Here is an 18,552-nt window from a genome sequence, read left to right on the forward strand (position 1 = left end):
ATGACGAGCAAGCACGCCAATCCGCAGTCGGCGCAGGCGGAGGATCACCTCTGCGCCTCGATCGCAGCCTTCCTCGGGGAAGAGCTCGGCCTCGCGCCGGGAGCGATCGAGGTCGACGCGTCGTTCGAACGTCATGGGCTGGACTCGAGGGGCGCGGCGGCCATGGTCGCGCGGCTCGCTTCGCAGCTCGGGCGCCCGCTGTCCCCGCTCCTCGTCTGGCAGTTTCCGACGCCACGCAGCCTCGCACGTCACCTGAACGGAGCAGCGGCCTGCGGCGAGGGTTCCACGGTCACCGGTGCAGCAGTCCAGAGCGCAGAGAAGGAGCCCGTGGCCATCGTCGGCATCGCGTGCCGCTTCCCGGGAGCGCCTTCGCCCGAAGCCTTCTGGCGGCTCCTGCGTGACGGGGTGGATGCGATCACGGAGACACCGCGGGACCGATGGGATGCGGACGACTTCTTCGACGCCGATCGCGCTGCTTCCGGGAAGATGAACACCCGGCGAGGGGGATTTCTCGACCGGATCGACGGGTTCGATCCCGCGTTCTTCGGCATCTCTCCGCGGGAGGCCGCCGCGATGGATCCCCAGCAGCGGCTCATGCTGGAGCTGAGCTGGGAGGCGCTCGAAGACGCAGGGATCGTGGCAGCGCGGCTGAAGGGAAGCCGGACTGGCGTCTTCTTCGGGTCGATCTGGGACGACTACGCGACGATGCTCTACCGGCACGGGGCGGACGCCATCACCCAGCACACGGTGACGGGGCACCACCGGAGCCTGATCGCGAACCGGGTGTCGTACACGCTCGGGCTGCGCGGGCCCAGCATGACGATCGACTCGGCCTGCTCGGCGGCGCTGGTCGCCGTGCAGCTCGCCTGCGAGAGCCTGCGCCGCGGGGAGTCGGAGATCTCGCTCGCGGGCGGCGTGAACCTGAACTTGCTTCCCGAGAGCGCGATCGGGATGAGCAAGTTCGGTGGGCTGTCGCCGGATGGACGGTGCTTCACGTTCGATGCGCGGGCGAACGGGTACGTGAGGGGCGAAGGGGGCGGGGTGGTGGTGCTGAAGCGGCTGTCGCGCGCCCTCGCGGACGGCGATCCGATTCACTGCGTGCTCCTGGGGGGCGCCGTGAACAACGATGGCGCCAGCAACGGGCTGACGGCGCCCAGTCCCGTGGCCCAGGCGGAGATGCTGCGCCTCGCCTACGGGCGGGCGGGCCTGGAGCCCGGGGAGGTGCAGTACGTGGAGCTGCACGGCACCGGGACGGCGCTGGGAGATCCGATCGAGGCGGCGGCCCTCGGTGAGGTGCTGGGCAAGGGGCGGTCTCCCGGACGTGCACTGCGGGTGGGCTCGGCGAAGACCAACGTGGGGCACCTGGAGGGGGCAGCAGGCATCGTGGGGCTGCTCAAGGTGGTGCTCTGCATCAGGCATCGGCAGATCGCGCCGAGCCTCCACTTCGAGGAGCCGAACCCGCACATTCCCCTGGAGGCGCTGAACCTGGACGTGCAGGGGGCGCTGGGTCCCTGGCCCGACATGGACCGGCCGCTCCTGGCCGGGGTCAGCTCGTTCGGCATGGGAGGGACGAACTGCCATGTGGTCGTCTCGGAGTGGCCGTCGGCGCGGACGCATCTGCTGCCCCTGGCCGCCGAGAGCGAGGAGGCGCTGCGCGCGCAGGCGCGGCGGTGGCTGGAGGCGTCGAGGGCGTCGAGAGACGAGGACGCCCTGGCGATCCTCTGCGCCCGAGCGGCGGTGGAGTCACGCTCCGGGAGGCATCGGGCCGCGGTGACCGCGCGCTCCGTGCAGGCGCTGGAGGAGCATCTTCAGCGGGTGATCGAGGGGCAGGCGCGGGTGGGCGTGTCGCTCGGTCGAGCAGCCCCCGAGGGGGCACCAGGGGTGGTGTTCGTGTTCGGCGGCCAGGGGGCGCAGTGGCCCGGGATGGGCCTCCGGCTGCTGCACGAGGAGCCGGTGTTCCGGTCGGTGCTCCTGCAGTGCGAAGCGTGCATCCAGCAGCACCTGGGGTGGTCGCTTCTGGACGTGCTGACGGGTCACGACCGTTCGCGCCTCGATCGCGTCGAGGTGAGCTTTCCCGCGATCGTGGCGCTCGAGATCGCCATCGCGGCCCTCTGGCAGGCCTGGGGGATCCAGCCAGCAGCGGTGGTGGGGCACAGCATCGGGGAGATCGCGGCGGCTCACGTGGCCGGAGTCCTGAGCCTCGACGAGGCAATGCGCGTCATCTGCGCTCAAGCGCGCGCTCTCGGGCGGCTCCACGGGAGCGGGGGGATGGGGGTCGTCGGGTTGTCCTGGGAGGAGGCCGCCGAGGCGCTGCGGGGGTACGAGGGGCGCCTCTTCCGCGCGATCCGGCACAGCGTGGACACGACGGTGCTGGCAGGGGCTCCAGAGGCGCTGGAGGCGCTGTTCGGTACGCTGGAGGGCCAAGGGATCTTCTGTCGGCAGGTGGCGACGGACGCGGCACCCCACTGTCCGCTCGTCGACGATCTGCGCGAAGAGCTTCACGAAGCCCTGAGGGAGCTGCGTCCGCGCGCAGCCCGCTTGCCGATCGTGTCGGAGGTGACGGGGACGCAGCTCGTGGGGGAGCGCTTCGACGCCGAGCACTGGATGCGGAATCTGTGCGACCCCGTCCATTTTTCGACGGCGATCGATCATCTCCTGGAGAAGGGGTGGGCGTGTTTCCTGGAGGTCAGTCCTCATCCGCTCGCGGTGCGCGCGATCACCTCGAACCTGAAGCAACAGGGGCGCCGAGGGGCGGTGCTGGCGTCGCTTCGCAGAGGCGAGGACGAGCGAGGGGCGATGCTGGACGCGCTGGGGGCTCTCCACGTGCTCGGCGCCATGCCGCGATGGGAGGCGGTCCAGGGGCCGGGCGAGGCGCCATGCGGAGGCGTGGAGCGGCAGGGGGGCGAGGCTGCCGAGGTCGAGGCGGGGGATCGAGCCGCCACGGGGAAGGCGGTTTCTGTGCTCCTCTCCGCGAGGAGTGAGGCGGCACGAAAGGCGCAGGCCGAGCAGCTCAGGCGCCATCTGGAAGCGCATCCGGAGCTATGCCCGAGCGACGTCGGCTACACGCTCGCCACCGCGCGCTCGCAGTTCGAGCACTGCGCCGCCCTCGTCGTGGCGAGCCGGGACGAGCTGCTCGATGTGCTGGGCGCCCTCGCCGAGGGACGGTCCGCGGCTCAGGTCGTGCTCGGGGAGGCCAGGGTCGACGGCAAGTGCGTCTTCGTCTTTCCTGGGCAAGGGGGGCAGTGGGTCGGCATGGCCAGGGCCCTGCTCGAGACCTCGGATGTCTTTCGCAAGCACATCCTCGCTTGTGCAGAGGCGCTTTCGCCCCATGTCGACTGGTCCCTGCTCGATGTCTTGCGGGGCGAAGACGAGGCCACCTCGCTCGACCGGGTCGACGTCGTCCAGCCCGTCCTCTTCTCGGTCATGGTCGCGCTCGCGGAAGTCTGGCGCTCGCTCGGCGTCCTGCCCGATGCCGTCGTCGGTCACAGCCAGGGCGAGATCGCGGCCGCTCACGTCGCTGGCGCCCTGTCGCTGGAGGATGCGGCCCGCATCGTCGCGCTCCGCAGCCGTGCCATCGCCACCCTCTCCCAGCACGGCGCCATGGCGGCCGTCGAGCTTCCGCACGAGCGCCTTCTGGAACGCCTCACCAGCTCTGGCGACCACCTCGCACTCGCGGCCATCAACAGCCCGCGCTCCTGCGTCGTCTCCGGCGACGGCGACGCCCTCGACGCCCTGCTCCAAAAGCTCCACGCCGAGGGCGTCTTCGCACGCAGGGTGCGCGTCGACTACGCCTCCCACTCGCATCACGTCGAGCCCCTTCGACAATCCCTGCTCGACGCCCTCGCCACCATCCAGCCGCGCCCCTCGCGCCAGCCTCTGTACTCCGCCGTCACCGGACAGCGCATCGAGGGCACCGACCTCACCCCGGCGTACTGGTTTCGCAACCTCCGCCACACCGTCCACTTCGCAGACGCCACCGTCGCCTTGCTCGACGACGGACACCGCTTCTTCGTCGAACTCAGCCCTCACCCCGTCCTCTCCCTCGCGCTGCACGAGACCATCGAGGCTTCCCAGCACACCGCCGCCGTCACCGGCTCCTTGCGCCGTGACGAGGGCGACCTGCGGCGTTTGCTCCTCTCGCTCGCGGAACTCGCCGTCCAGGGGCTCGCGCTCGATGCAGCCGCCCTCTGGCCCGAGGGACGCCGCGTCCCTCTGCCCACCTACCCCTTCCAGCGCCAGCGCTACTGGCTCGATGTCCCCTCCTCTCCCCGCGCCGATGTCGCTTCTGCCGGTCTCACCTCGCCCGACCATCCCTTGCTCGGCGCTGCCGTCCACCTCGCTGACCGCGATGCCTTCCTCTTCACCGGACGCATCGGCCTGCACACCCATCCCTGGCTCGCCGCGCACGCCGTCCTCGGCGCCGTCCTGCTCCCCGCCACCGCCTTCCTCGAGATGGCCCTCGTCGCCGCTCTCCGCCTCGGGCTCGACCGCATCGACGAACTCACCCTCGAAGCACCCCTGCTGCTGCCCTCCCATGGCGCCGTCTTGCTCCAGCTCTCCGTCGACCCCCCTGACACCCAGGGGCGGCGCTCCCTGGCCTTCCATGCCCGTCCTGACGGGGCTTCCGACGATGCCTCCTGGATACGCCATGCCACCGGCAAGATCGGGCTGGCGCCCGCGAGCGCTCCCGTCCCCGCGGCTACCTCCGACTTGCGCTCATGGCCGCCGCCTGGCGCCGTCCCCCTCGACCTCCACGGCGCTTACGACCGCCTCGCCGAGGCGGGCTACACCTACGGCCGCGAGTTCCAGGGTCTCGAGGCTGCCTGGACGCGCGGCAACGACCTCTTTGCCGAGGTCGCACTTCCCCGAGACAGCGCCGGCCCTCCGCTCCGTTTCAACCTCCACCCGGCCCTTCTCGACGCCGCACTTCATGCGCTGATCCTCGGTACGCCGGTGAGCGCGGGCGAGGTGGCGCTTCCTTTCTCCTGGGAGGGGGTGTCCTTGCGCGCGGTGGGCGCGTCGGAGCTCCGCGTCCACTTCTCACGCGAGCCGCAGCGTGATGCCGTCTCGGTGACCATCGCTGACGGGTCGGGTGAGATCGTCGCGTCGGTCGACGATCTGCTCCTGCGCTCTGCGTCGGCAGAGCAGCTCGCGAGGACACTCCCCTCTCAGCACGCATCGCTCTATCGGGTGGGCTGGACAATGCGGACCCCCTCTTCGGTCCGGCCCGCCCTGGAGCGCTGGGCGCTGCTCGGAGCAGAGGGGGCCGGGATGGTGGCTCCGCTTCTGGCACAGGACCCCTCGCTGGCCCGGTACGCCGATCTCGCGGCGCTCGGCGCAGCGCTCGATCGCGGGGAGGCAGTCCCTGAGGTGGTCCTCGTCCCGCTGTCGACGCACGGCGAGGAAGGCACGGACGCCATCCATCGCACCACCCACGCCCTCCTCCAGCTTCTTCAGGGCTGGATCGCGGACGACCGCCTGGCAGCGCGTCGGCTCGTGCTGCTCACCTGCCGCGCCGTCGCGGCGCTGCCCGACGAGGATGTTCCGAGCCTCGTTCAGGCGCCGCTCTGGGGGCTCGTCCGGACGGCGCAGTCCGAGCATCCGGATCGTGCGCTCGGACTCGTCGATCTCGACGAGGAGGAGAAGTCCGTCCGGATGCTGGGCGCTGCGATCGCCTCCCGGGAGCCTCAGCTCGCCGTGCGTGGAGGCGCGCTGTGGACTCCCGGGATCGTTCGGGTGAATCCATCGCCCGGGGCGAGCGCCGCGAGGTCTCCGCTGAAGCGCGAAGGGACGGTGCTCATCACGGGGGGGACGGGGGTCCTGGGCGCGCTGCTTGCCCGGCACCTCGTGGTCCAGCACGGGGTCCGGCACCTGCTCCTGACGTCACGCGCGGGCGGCGCGGCACCGGAAGCCGAGGCGCTGATGCGCGAGCTGACGACCGCCGGCGCGCGGGTCACGCTGGCCGCATGTGACGTCCGTGATCGAGGGGCGCTGGAGCAACTTCTGGCCTCGATCCCGCCGGAGCAGCCCTTGGTCGGTGTCATCCACGCCGCAGGCAGGCTCGATGACGGGGTGCTCGGCTCCCTCACGGAGGAGCACGTCGCTCGCGTGTTCGATCCCAAGGTGGACGGGGCGCTGCACCTGCACGAACTCACGGCAGGTCAGGACCTGGCGTTCTTCGTGCTGTTCTCGTCGGTGCTCGGCGTGCTGGGCGGTCTGGGTCAGGGCAACTACGCGGCAGCCAGCACCTTTCTGGACGCGCTGGCCCATCACAGGAGAGCACGAGGGCAGCCCGCCACCTCGCTCGCCTGGGGGTACTGGTCCGCGCGCAGCGGGATGACCGCGCACCTGGGGAGCGCCGATCTGAAGCGGCTGGCACGGCTGGGCATCGCGCCTCTCCCGGCCGAAGAGGGGCTCGCCCTCTTCGATGCAGCCATCGAGCGTCCCGACGCCACACTCATCCCCGCGCGGTTCGATCTGGAACTCCTCCGCAGGTCGAGCGATGCCGTGCCTCCGCTGCTTCAGGGCCTCGTTCGCCGTTCGCCGAGGCGTGCGGTCACAGGAGCGGGAGGTCCCGCCGCGACGCCCACGGGGCGCCTGGCCGCCCTGTCCGGGGGAGAGCGCGATCGTGGGCTGCTGGAGCTGGTGCGGTCCGAGGTGGCCACGGTGCTCGGCGTCGCAGCGGCGAGCGCCGTCGAGCCCGAGCGCCCTTTGCAGGAGCTGGGCCTCGACTCGCTGATGGCCGTCGAGCTGCGCAACCGGCTCGGCGCGGCGACGGGGCTGCGACTGCCCGCCACGCTGCTGTTCGACCATCCCACGCCTTCAGCCCTCGCGCGACGGCTGGGCGAGGCGTGCTTCGATGGTGGAGCGGAGGTGACGGGCTCGGCGCCAAGGAGCCAGTCACTCGAAGACCCGGGCGTCGCCGAGAGGGAGCCCATCGCCATCGTCGCGATGAGCTGCCGCCTCCCGGGCGGCGTGAGGACGCCAGAAGCGCTGTGGGAGCTACTGCGCGAGGAGAGGGACGCCATTTCCGGGTTTCCCGCCGAACGCGGCTGGGACCTCGAGGCGCTTTTCGATGCGGATCCGGGGGCCAGGGGCAAGAGTTACGCGCGAGAGGGAGGCTTCCTTCACGAGGCGGATCGGTTCGATCCAGCGTTCTTCGGGATCAGTCCGCGCGAGGCACGGCTGATCGATCCGCAGCAGCGGCTCTTGCTCGAGACGTCATGGGAGGTCATCGAACGCGCGGGCATCGCGCCGTCGTCGCTCCAGGGGAGCCAGACGGGGGTCTTCCTCGGGGTGATGTACAACGACTACGGGGCGCGCCTGGCCCATGCGCCGGAGATGCTCGACGGGCATGTCTGGATCGACAGCGCGGCCAGCGTGGCGTCGGGACGCATCGCCTACACGCTCGGGCTCGAAGGGCCAGCGGTCACGGTGGACACGGCGTGCAGTTCGTCGCTGGTGTCACTGCACCTCGCCTGTCAGGCGCTGCGCCAGGGGGAGTGTTCGCTGGCGCTGGCAGGTGGGGCCTGCGTGATGGCGACGCCGAACATCTTCATCGAGTTCAGCCGGCAGCGAGGGCTGGCATCTGATGGGCGCTGCAAGTCGTTCTCGGCCGAGGCCGACGGGACCAGCTGGGCCGAGGGGGTCGGCCTGCTGCTGCTCGAGCGGCTCTCCGATGCGCGCCGGCTCGGCCATCCCGTGCTCGCCGTCCTCCGAGGCTCCGCCGTCAACCAGGATGGCAAGAGCCAGGGGCTCACTGCACCGAACGGTCCCGCGCAGCAGCGTGTCATCCGTCAGGCACTCGACAATGCGCGGCTCGACCCGGCTGAAGTCGACGTCGTCGAGGCCCATGGCACCGGCACCACGCTCGGCGATCCCATCGAGGCGCAGGCCTTGCTCGCCACCTACGGCAAGGCGCGGTCCCAGCAGCGGCCCCTGTGGCTCGGCTCCATCAAGTCCAACCTCGGCCACACCCAGGCCGCCGCCGGGGTCGCTGGCGTCATCAAGATGGTCCTCGCCCTGCAGCACGGAACGCTGCCCAGGACCTTGCATGCCGACGCCCCCTCCCCTCATGTCGACTGGTCGCAGGGGACGGTCCGCCTCCTGACTCAATCGGTCGCATGGCCGGCTGGAGGCGCGCCGAGGCGCGCTGGCGTCTCTGCCTTCGGCATCAGCGGCACCAATGCGCATGTCCTTCTCGAAGAGGCGCCCCTTCTCGTCGAAGGGACCCCACGTGCACGGGAAGCCCACCACGCGGAAGGAGAAACGCTGCCCCAGCAGCCGACCGCAATTCCCTTGCTGCTGTCCGCAAGAAGCGGGGGGGCCTTGAGAGCCCAAGCCGAGCAGCTCAGATGCCATCTGGAAGCGCATCCAGAGCTGAGCCCGAACGACATCGGACATACGCTCGCCACGGCGCGCGCTCGCTTCGAGCACCGCGCCGCCCTCGTCGTGGCGAGCCGGGACGAGCTGCTCGATGCGCTGGGCGCCCTGGCCGAGGGACGGTCGGCGGCTCAGGTCGTGCTCGGGGAAGCCAAGGTCGATGGCAAGTGCGTCTTCGTCTTCCCGGGGCAAGGGGGGCAGTGGGTCGGCATGGCCAGGGCCCTGCTCGAGACCTCGGATGTCTTCCGCAAGCACATCCTCGCTTGTGCAGAGGCGCTTTCGCCCCATGTCGACTGGTCCCTGCTCGACGTCTTGCGGAGCGAAGACGAGGCCACCTCGCTCGACCGGGTCGACGTCGTCCAGCCCGTCCTCTTCTCGGTCATGGTCGCGCTCGCGGAAGTCTGGCGCGCGCTCGGCGTCCTGCCCGATGCCGTCGTCGGTCACAGCCAGGGCGAGATCGCGGCCGCTCACGTCGCTGGTGCCCTGTCGCTGGAGGATGCGGCCCGCATCGTCGCGCTCCGCAGCCGCGCCGTCGCTACCCTTTCTCAGCACGGCGCCATGGCGGCCGTCGAGCTTCCGCACGAGCGCCTTCTGGAACGCCTCACCAGCTCTGGCGACCACCTCGCACTCGCAGCCATCAACAGCCCGCGCTCCTGCGTCGTCGCTGGCGACGGCGACGCCCTCGACGCCCTGCTCCACCAGCTCCACGCCGAGGGCGTCTTCGCACGCAGGGTGCGCGTCGACTACGCCTCCCACTCCCATCACGTCGAGCCCCTACGACAGTCCCTGCTCGACGCCCTCGCTCCCATCCAGCCACGTCCCTCACGCCTGCCCCTGTACTCCGCCGTCACCGGACAGCGCATCGAGGGCACCGACCTCACCCCGGCGTACTGGTTTCGCAACCTCCGCGACACCGTCCATTTCGCAGACGCCACGGTCGCCCTGCTCGACGACGGGCACCGCTTCTTCGTCGAACTCAGCCCTCACCCCGTCCTCTCCCTCGCGCTGCATGAGACCATCGAGGCTTCCCAGCACACCGCCGCCGTCACCGGCTCCTTGCGCCGTGACGAGGGCGACTTGCGGCGCTTGCTCCTCTCGCTCGCAGAACTCGCCGTCCAGGGGCTCACACTCGATGCAGCCGCCCTCTGGCCCGAGGGACGCCGCATCCCCCTGCCCACCTACCCCTTCCAGCGCCAGCGCTACTGGCTCGATGTCCCCGCCTCCACCCGCGCCGATGTCGCTTCTGCCGGTCTCACCTCGCCCGACCATCCCTTGCTCGGCGCTGCCGTCCACCTCGCTGACCGCGATGCCTTCCTCTTCACCGGACGCATCGGCCTGCACACCCATCCCTGGCTCGCCGCGCACGCCGTCTTCGGTGCCGTCTTGCTCCCCGCCACCGCCTTTCTCGAGATGGCTCTCGTCGCTGCCCTTCGCCTCGGCCTCGACCGCATCGACGAGCTCACCCTCGAAGCGCCCCTGCTGCTGCCCTCCCACGGCGCCGTCCAGCTCCAGCTCTCCGTCGACTCCCCCGACCCCCAAGGGCGACGCGCCCTGACCTTCCACGCCCGTCCTGACGGGGCTTCCGACGATGCCTCCTGGATACGCCATGCCACCGGCAAGATCGGGCTGGCGCCCGCGAGCGCTCCCGTCCCCGCGGCTACCTCCGACTTGCGCTCATGGCCGCCGCCTGGCGCCGTCCCCCTCGACCTCGAAGGCGCTTACGACCGCCTCGCCGAGGCGGGCTACGCCTACGGCCGCGAGTTCCAGGGTCTCGAGGCCGCCTGGACGCGCGGCAACGACCTCTTTGCCGAGGTCGCACTTCCCCGAGACAGCGCCAGCCAATCACTCCGCTTCAACCTCCACCCGGCTCTTCTCGACGCCGCGCTCCACCCCCTCGCCCTCGCCTCACTCTCGACCGACCAGCACCTCCACCTCCCCTTTGCCTGGGAGGGTGTTTCCCTCTTCGCCAGCGACGCCTCTTCCCTCCGCGTTCGACTCACGCGAGCCCACGCGCAGAACTCGGCGTCACTCACCATCGCGGACGCAAGGGGAGCGCCTGTCGCCTTCGTGGAGTCCCTTCACACGCGGCCAGCGACCGCAGCGCAGCTCCAGGACGCAGGTACCGCACGCAAGGGATCGCTCTACCACATCGCCTGGAAACCCCTTCCCGACGTCTCTCGGCCGGCTTCCACGCTTCATTGGGTTCTCCTTGGAACAGACGACGTGGAGGGGCTCGGCGTACTGCCAGGAGAGCGTCACGCCAGCCTGCACGCTCTCCGGAACGCTCTCGACGAGGGGGCACCGATTCCTGATGTCGTCGTGGTCCTGGCAACGACGGGAGACGGCGATCGGGCACAGGCCGCTCACGGGGCGACCCATCGAGCGCTCTCCCTCCTCCAGGCCTGGATGGCCGATGCGAGGCTGGCGCGTTGTCGGCTGGTCATCCTCACACGCCGCGCGGTGGCGACGCGACCGGACGAGGATGTGCTCGCGCTGAGCGAGGCTCCGGTCTGGGGCCTGGTACGCACGGCGCAATCCGAACATCCCGAGCGATCCATCAGGGTCGTCGACGTGGACGAGCAGGATGCGTCCTGGCGCGCGCTGCCATCGGCGATGACGTCGGGAGAGCCACAGCTCGCCCTGCGCGACGGGCTCCTTCTCGTTCCGAGGCTCTTGCGGGTCGAGGTGTCCCCCGGCGCAGAGGGTCGCGCGCTGGATCCTCAGGGAACGGTCCTCATCACCGGGGGTACGGGCGTCCTGGCATCCCGACTCGCCAGCCATCTCGTGGCCAAGCACGGGGTGAGACACCTGCTCCTCACCTCACGGCACGGTCGCGCCGCACGGGGTGCCGAGGATCTGGAACGAACGCTGGTCGCAGCAGGAGCCCAGGTGACCTTCGCGGCTTGTGATGTCGGTGACCGCGAAGCGCTGCACAAGCTCGTTGCGTCGGTCTCACGAGAGCATCCGCTGACGGGTGTGATCCACGCGGCCGGGGTGCTGGACGACGGGGTGCTCGACACCTTGACCGCTGAGCGGGTGGACGGGGTGCTGCGACCCAAGGTGGACGCCGCGGTGTACCTGCACGAGCTGACCGAAGGCCTCCCGCTCACGGCGTTCGTGCTCTTCTCCTCCATCGCCGGTCTCCTCGGGACAGCGGGGCAGAGCAGCTACGCGGCAGCCAACGTCTTCCTGGACGCACTCGCACACCACAGGAGAGCACATGGGCTGCCAGCCACATCGCTCGCCTGGGGATACTGGGCCGAACGCAGTGGCATGACCTCACACCTCACGGAGGGGGATGTCGCACGGTTGGCTCACCTCGGCCTGGAGGCGCTGCCGACCGAGGACGCACTCGCGCTCTTCGATGCTGCGCTGAGACGGGAGGAGGCCACGCTGGTTCCAGCACGTCTCGCAGGCGTCTCGCAGCGTGCGGGAGCTGCCTTGCCATGCGTGCTTCGAGGGCTGGTTCGTACAGCCGCCATTCACCCGGCGAGGGTCCGGGACGACAGGCCATCGGCGCTCGAGCCGCGCATCGCCGCGCTGTCCGAGCCCGACGGAGAGCGTGCGTTGCTCGACCTGGTGCGCGCCGAGGTCGCGGGCGTTCTGGGGCATGCTTCGTCAGAAGCCATCGAGCCGAGTCGTCCGCTTCAGGCGCTTGGACTCGACTCGCTCATGGCACTCGAAGTCCGGAATCGGCTGGGAGCGGCCACGGGGCTGCGGCTTCCAGCGACGCTCCTGTTCGACCACCCGACCCCCACGGCCATCGCGCGGCGATTGCACCAGGAGCTGCTCGGTCCCGCAGCCGACAGCACGGGTCCGCGCGCGATGGAACCTGCGACGGTGGTGTACGAGAAGGATCCCATCGCCATCGTATCCATGGGGTGTCGCTTCCCCGGGGGGGTACGGACCCCGGAAGACCTGTGGGGGATCCTGAGCGAAGGGAGAGACGCCATTTCCGCGTTTCCTTCCGCGCGCGGCTGGAATCTGGACGCGCTGTACGACCCGGATCCCGATGCGAGAGGCAAGAGCTATGTGCGGGAGGGGGGATTCCTTCACGATGCCGACCATTTCGATGCGGCGTTCTTCGGCATCAGCCCCCGCGAGGCGCTCACCATCGATCCGCAGCAGCGACTCTTGCTGGAGACGTCGTGGGAGACCCTCGAGCGCGCCGGGATCGATCCGGTGTCCCTGCAGGGCAGCCAGACCGGGGTGTTCGTCGGCGTCATGTACAACGACTACGGCTCGCGGCTCGCCGAGGTGCCGGAGGAGGTCGAGGGCTACGTCAGCATCGGCAGCGCGGCCAGCGTGGCGTCGGGGCGCATCGCGTTCGCATTCGGGTTCGAGGGTCCAGCGGTCACGGTGGACACGGCGTGCAGTTCATCGCTGGTGTCACTGCACCTCGCCTGTCAGGCGCTGCGCCAGGGGGAGTGTTCGCTGGCGCTGGCAGGTGGGGTCACCCTCATGGCCACCCCTGCGGTCTTCGTCGAGTTCAGCCGGCAGCGGGGGCTGGCGTCCGATGGGCGCTGCAAGTCGTTCTCGGCCGAGGCCGACGGGACCAGCTGGGCCGAGGGGGTCGGCGTGCTGCTGCTCGAGCGGCTCTCCGACGCGCGCCGGCTCGGCCATCCCGTGCTCGCCGTCCTCCGAGGCTCCGCCGTCAACCAGGATGGCAAGAGCCAAGGGCTCACTGCACCGAACGGTCCCGCGCAGCAGCGTGTCATCCGTCAGGCACTCGACAATGCGCGGCTCGACCCGGCAGCAGTCGACGTCGTCGAGGCCCATGGCACCGGCACCACGCTGGGTGATCCCATCGAGGCGCAGGCCTTGCTCGCCACCTACGGCAAGGCGCGGTCCCAGCAGCGGCCCCTGTGGCTCGGCTCCATCAAGTCCAACCTCGGCCACACCCAGGCCGCCGCCGGGGTTGCTGGCGTCATCAAGATGGTCCTCGCCCTGCAGCACGAGTCGCTGCCCAGGACCTTGCATGCCGATGCCCCCTCCCCTCATGTCGACTGGTCGCAGGGGACGGTCCGCCTCCTGACCCAGCCCGAACCCTGGCCCGCTGGGGACGCGCCCCGCCGCGCTGGCGTCTCTGCTTTCGGCATCAGCGGCACCAATGCGCATGTCCTTCTCGAAGAGGCGCCCCCTCTCATCGAAGGAGTCCCACGTGCAGCGGAAGCTCACCACGCGGCGGAAGGGGGGACATCACCCGAGCAGCCGGCTGCGATGCCCTTGCTGCTGTCCGCAAAAAGCGAGGAGGCGCTGCGGGCGCAAGCCGAGCAGCTCAGATGCCATCTGGAAGCGCATCCGGAGCTGTGCCCGAGCGACGTCGGCTACACGCTCGCCACCGCGCGCTCGCAGTTCGAGCACCGCGCCGCCCTCGTCGTGGCGAGCCGGGACGAGCTGCTCGATGCGCTGGGCGCCCTCGCCGAGGGACGGTCCGCGGCTCAGGTCGTGCTCGGGGAGGCCAGGATCGACGGCAAGTGCGTCTTCGTCTTTCCGGGGCAAGGGGGGCAGTGGGTCGGCATGGCCAGGGCCTTGCTCGAGACCTCGGATGTCTTCCGCCAGCACATCCTCGCTTGTGCAGAGGCGCTTTCGCCCCATGTCGACTGGTCCCTGCTCGATGTCTTGCGCGGCAAGGGCGAGGTGGCCTCGCTCGACCGGGTCGACGTCGTCCAGCCCGTCCTCTTCTCGGTCATGGTCGCGCTCGCGGAAGTCTGGCGCTCGCTCGGCGTCCTGCCCGATGCCGTCGTCGGTCACAGCCAGGGCGAGATCGCGGCCGCTCACGTCGCTGGCGCCCTGTCGCTGGAGGATGCGGCCCGCATCGTCGCGCTCCGCAGCCGCGCCATCGCCACCCTTCCTCAGCACGGCGCCATGGCGGCCGTCGAGCTGCCGCACGAGCGTGTGCTGGAGATTCTGAAGCCTTTCGACGACCACCTCGCCCTCGCGGCCATCAACAGCCCGCGCTCCTGCGTCGTCTCCGGCGACGGCGACGCCCTCGATGCCCTGCTCCAAAAGCTCCACGCCGAGGGCGTCTTCGCACGCAGGGTGCGCGTCGACTACGCCTCCCACTCCCATCACGTCGAGCCCCTTCGACAACCCCTGCTCGACGCCCTCGCTCCCATCCAGCCGCGCCCCACGCGCCTGCCGCTCTACTCCGCCGTCACCGGACAGCGCATCGAGGGCACCGACCTCACGCCGGCGTACTGGTTCCGCAACCTCCGACACACCGTTCTGTTCGCTGATGCCACCGTCGCCCTGCTCGACGACGGACACCGCTTCTTCGTCGAACTCAGCCCTCACCCCGTCCTCTCCCTCGCGCTGCACGAGACTGTCGAGGCCTCTCCTCGCACCGCCGCCGTCACCGGCTCCTTGCGACGCGATGAAGGCGATCTGCAGCGCTTGCTCCTCTCGCTCGCAGCGCTCGCCGTCCAGGGGCTCGCGCTCGATGCAGCCGCCCTCTGGCCCGAGGGACGCCGCATCCCCCTGCCCACCTACCCCTTCCAGCGCCAGCGCTACTGGCTCGATGTCCCCTCCTCCACCCGCGCCGATGTCGCGTCTGCCGGTCTCACCTCGCCCGGCCATCCCTTGCTCGGTGCCGCCGTCCACCTCGCTGACCGTGATGCCTTCCTCTTCACCGGACGCATCGGCCTGCACACCCATCCCTGGCTCGCCGCGCACGCCGTCTTCGGTGCCGTCCTGCTCCCCGCCACCGCCTTTCTCGAGATGGCCCTCGTCGCCGCTCTCCGCCTCGGGCTCGACCGCATCGACGAACTCACCCTCGAAGCACCCCTGCTGCTGCCCTCCCATGGCGCCGTCCAGCTCCAGCTCTCCGTCGACCCCCCCGACCCCCAGGGGCGACGCGCCCTGACCTTCCACGCCCGTCCTGAGGGGCCTTCCGACAACGCACCGTGGATGCGCCATGCCACCGGCAGGCTCGGACTGGCGCCCGGGAGCGCTCCCGTCCCCGCGGCTGCCTCCGACTTTCACCCATGGCCTCCGCCTGGCGCCGTCCCCCTCGACCTCGAAGGCGCTTACGACCGCCTCGCCGAGGCGGGCTACGCCTACGGCCGCGAGTTCCAGGGTCTCGAGGCCGCCTGGACGCGCGGCAACGACCTCTTTGCCGAGGTCGCACTTCCCCAGGACACCTCCGGCCCCCCTCTCCGCTTCAACCTCCACCCGGCCCTTCTCGACGCCGCGCTCCACCCCCTCGCCCTCGCCTCGCTCCCGGTCGACCAGCACCTCCCTCTCCCCTTCGCCTGGGAGGGCGTCTCCCTCTTTGCCACCGGCGCGACTTCCCTCCGTGTCCGACTCACGCGAGCCCACGCGCAGAACGCCGCATCGCTCGCCATCGCGGACACCTCGGGGAACCCGGTCGGGTCCGTGGAAGGCCTACGGACACGGTCTGCGTCGCCGTCTCAGCTCCGCAGCGCCTCCGCTCGCACCCAGGACTCGCTGTTCCGCGTCGACTGGACGGCGCTGTCTCTCGCCTCCGCCACAGAACACCACGAGCACTGGGCGCTCCTCGAGATCGGCGAGGGGGACCTCGTCATGCCCTCGCCAGATCGCTCCGTCGACGTCACGCGGTACGCCGATCTCGCGACCCTCCGGGCAGCGCTCACGCACGGCGCTCCGACCCCCGAGGTCATCGTCGTTGCGTTTCCAGAGACGACCGGGGACGTGCTGCAGAAGACTCATGAAGCCACGCGCCAAGCGCTCACGCTGCTCCAGGAACTCCTGGCCGACGACCACATGGAGTCGTGCCGGCTCGCCTTCGTCACCCGGCGGGCCATCGCCACTCGTCCAGGAGAGGACGTCCTGGATCTCGCCCACGCCCCCCTGTGGGGCCTCATCCGGAGCGCTCAGTCCGAGCACCCGGATCGAGCCATCCTGCTCGTCGACCTCGATACCCATCCGACATCCGCCGAGATGCTGACGCAAGCCATCGCGACCGAGGAGCCACAGGTCGCGATCCGGCAAGGGAATGCGCTGGTTCCTCGCCTCGTGCGCCCCCGCCCCACGGAGACCCTGCCGCTGCCCGAAGAGACGCGCGCATGGCGTCTCGACACACGCACGAAGGGGACGCTCGATGCCCTGGCACTGGTCGCAAACCCGGAGGCCACTGCGCCGCTCGCTCCCGGACAGGTTCGCCTCGAGGTCCGCGCAGCAGGGCTCAACTTCCGCGACGTGCTCAACGCGCTGGGGATGTATCCCGGGGAGGCAGGGCCGCTGGGGTTCGAGGGGTCGGGCGTCATCGTCGAGGTCGGCGAGGGCGTCCACCTCGTGGCGCCAGGGGATCGCGTCATGGGCATTTTTCATGGCGCCTTTGGTTCGCTCGCCATCGCTGACCACCGCCTCCTCGCGCATGTCCCAGAGGGCTGGTCTTTCGCTCGGGCGGCCGGTGTGCCCGTCGTTTTTCTGACGGCCTACTACGCTCTCGTCGATCTGGCGCGTCTCCAGCCAGGGGAGCGCGTGCTCGTGCATGCTGCAGCAGGGGGGGTCGGGATGGCCGCGGTCCAGCTCGCGCGCCATCTGGGGGCCGAGGTCTTCGCCACATCCAGCCCGACCAAGTGGGACACGCTTCGCGCGCTCGGCGTCGACGAGGACCACACCGCATCGTCGCGCTCGCTGGACTTCGAACCTCATTTTCTCCGGACGACCCAGGGCGAGGGCGTGGATGTCGTCCTCGACTGCCTCGCCCGCGAGTTCGTCGATGCCTCCCTGCGTCTCTTGCCTCGCGGGGGGCGCTTCGTGGAGATGGGCAAGACCGACATCCGCTCTGCCGAGCATGTCGCCACGCTCCACCCAGGGGTCGTTTACCGAGCCTTCGATCTGATCGAGGCAGGCCCTCACCGCATCCAGGAGATGCTGTCCGAGGTGCTCGCCTTGTTCGAGCAGGGAGTCCTCCGCCCGCTCCCCACGTCGGTCTGGGATCTCCGGCGCGCTCCCGAAGCCTTCCGCGTCCTCGCACAGGCTCGTCATGTCGGGAAGCTCGTGCTGACCACGCCGCGCACTCTCGACCCGAGCGGCACGGTGTTGATCACCGGAGGAACCGGCACGCTGGGTGCCCTGCTGGCGCGCCACCTCGTGACGGCTCATGGCGTCAGGCGTCTCGTCCTCGTCTCTCGACGTGGGTCGGCAGCACCGGCGGCGGAGGATCTCGTCCAGGAACTCATGGCTGCAGGAGCGCATGTGGAACTCGCTGCGTGTGATGTCTCCGATCGCCTGGTGCTCTCGGAGATTCTGGCATCCATTCCCGAGGCGCATCCCCTCACCGCGGTCGTCCACGCTGCCGGGCAGCTCGACGATGGGCTTCTCAGCACGATGTCGCCGGAGCGCATCGACAGCGCATTCCTTCCCAAGGTCGATGCAGCGATCCATCTGCACGAACTCACGCGGGGCCACGATCTCGCGGTGTTCGTGCTCTTCTCCTCCCTCGCCGGCGTGCTGGGCGGTCCAGGCCAGGCCAACTACGCCGCCGCCAACACCTTCCTCGACGCGCTCGCCCACCGTCGCAGCGCCGAGGGCTTGCCTGCCTCGTCGCTCGCGTGGGGCTACTGGGAGCAGCGCACGGGGATGACGGCACACCTGGGGGAGGCCGATCTGGGCCGGCTTTCGCGCGACGGCATCTCACCCCTCGCAACGGTGGATGGTCTCGCTCTGTTCGACGTTGCCACGAAGCTTCCCGAGCCTCTCCTTGTCCCGGCACGCTTTCACGGCGCCGCGTGGCGTGACCGCGTCACCACACTCCCCGCCATGCTCCGCTCCCTCGCCTCCGCGACGGGACCACGCCCCGCCGCGGCACTCCCAGCGACGTCGATCGCTCCGCTGGTCGCACGGCTGGGCCGCCTCTCCGAGCTGGAGCGTGACCGCGCTCTCCTCGAATTCGTGCAGGCCGAGGCGGCCACTGTGCTCGGGCTAGGAGAAGCGGCCGTCATCGAGCCGAGCCGTCCCCTCCAGGAGCTCGGCCTCGACTCGCTCATGGCCGTCGAGCTGCGCAATCGCCTCGCGCAGGCTGCCGACCTGCGGCTGCCGGCGACACTGCTCTTCGACCACCCGACCCCCTCCGCTCTCGCCCGGTTTCTACGGGCGGAGGTGCTCCCCGGTGAGGCAACCCGACACGGGCCTGCAAGCGCGGAACTCGACAGGCTGGAGGCTCTCCTCTCGGCGATGTCT

Annotated in this window: 1 protein-coding gene (cut by a window edge); it reads left to right on the top strand. The window is 70.2% G+C overall.

What is annotated here, in order from left to right; all coding sequences use genetic code 11:
* Nucleotides 1–18,552: the 5' portion of a type I polyketide synthase gene (locus CMC5_RS41705; protein ID WP_063796354.1), read on the top strand. 216 nt of this gene lie beyond the right edge of the window; the window shows 18,552 of its 18,768 coding nt (coding positions 1–18,552); it begins with the start codon at nt 1–3; the stop codon falls past the right edge of the window.

The sequence above is a fragment of the Chondromyces crocatus genome (assembly GCF_001189295.1).
Classification (GTDB): Bacteria; Myxococcota_A; Polyangia; order Polyangiales; family Polyangiaceae; genus Chondromyces; species Chondromyces crocatus.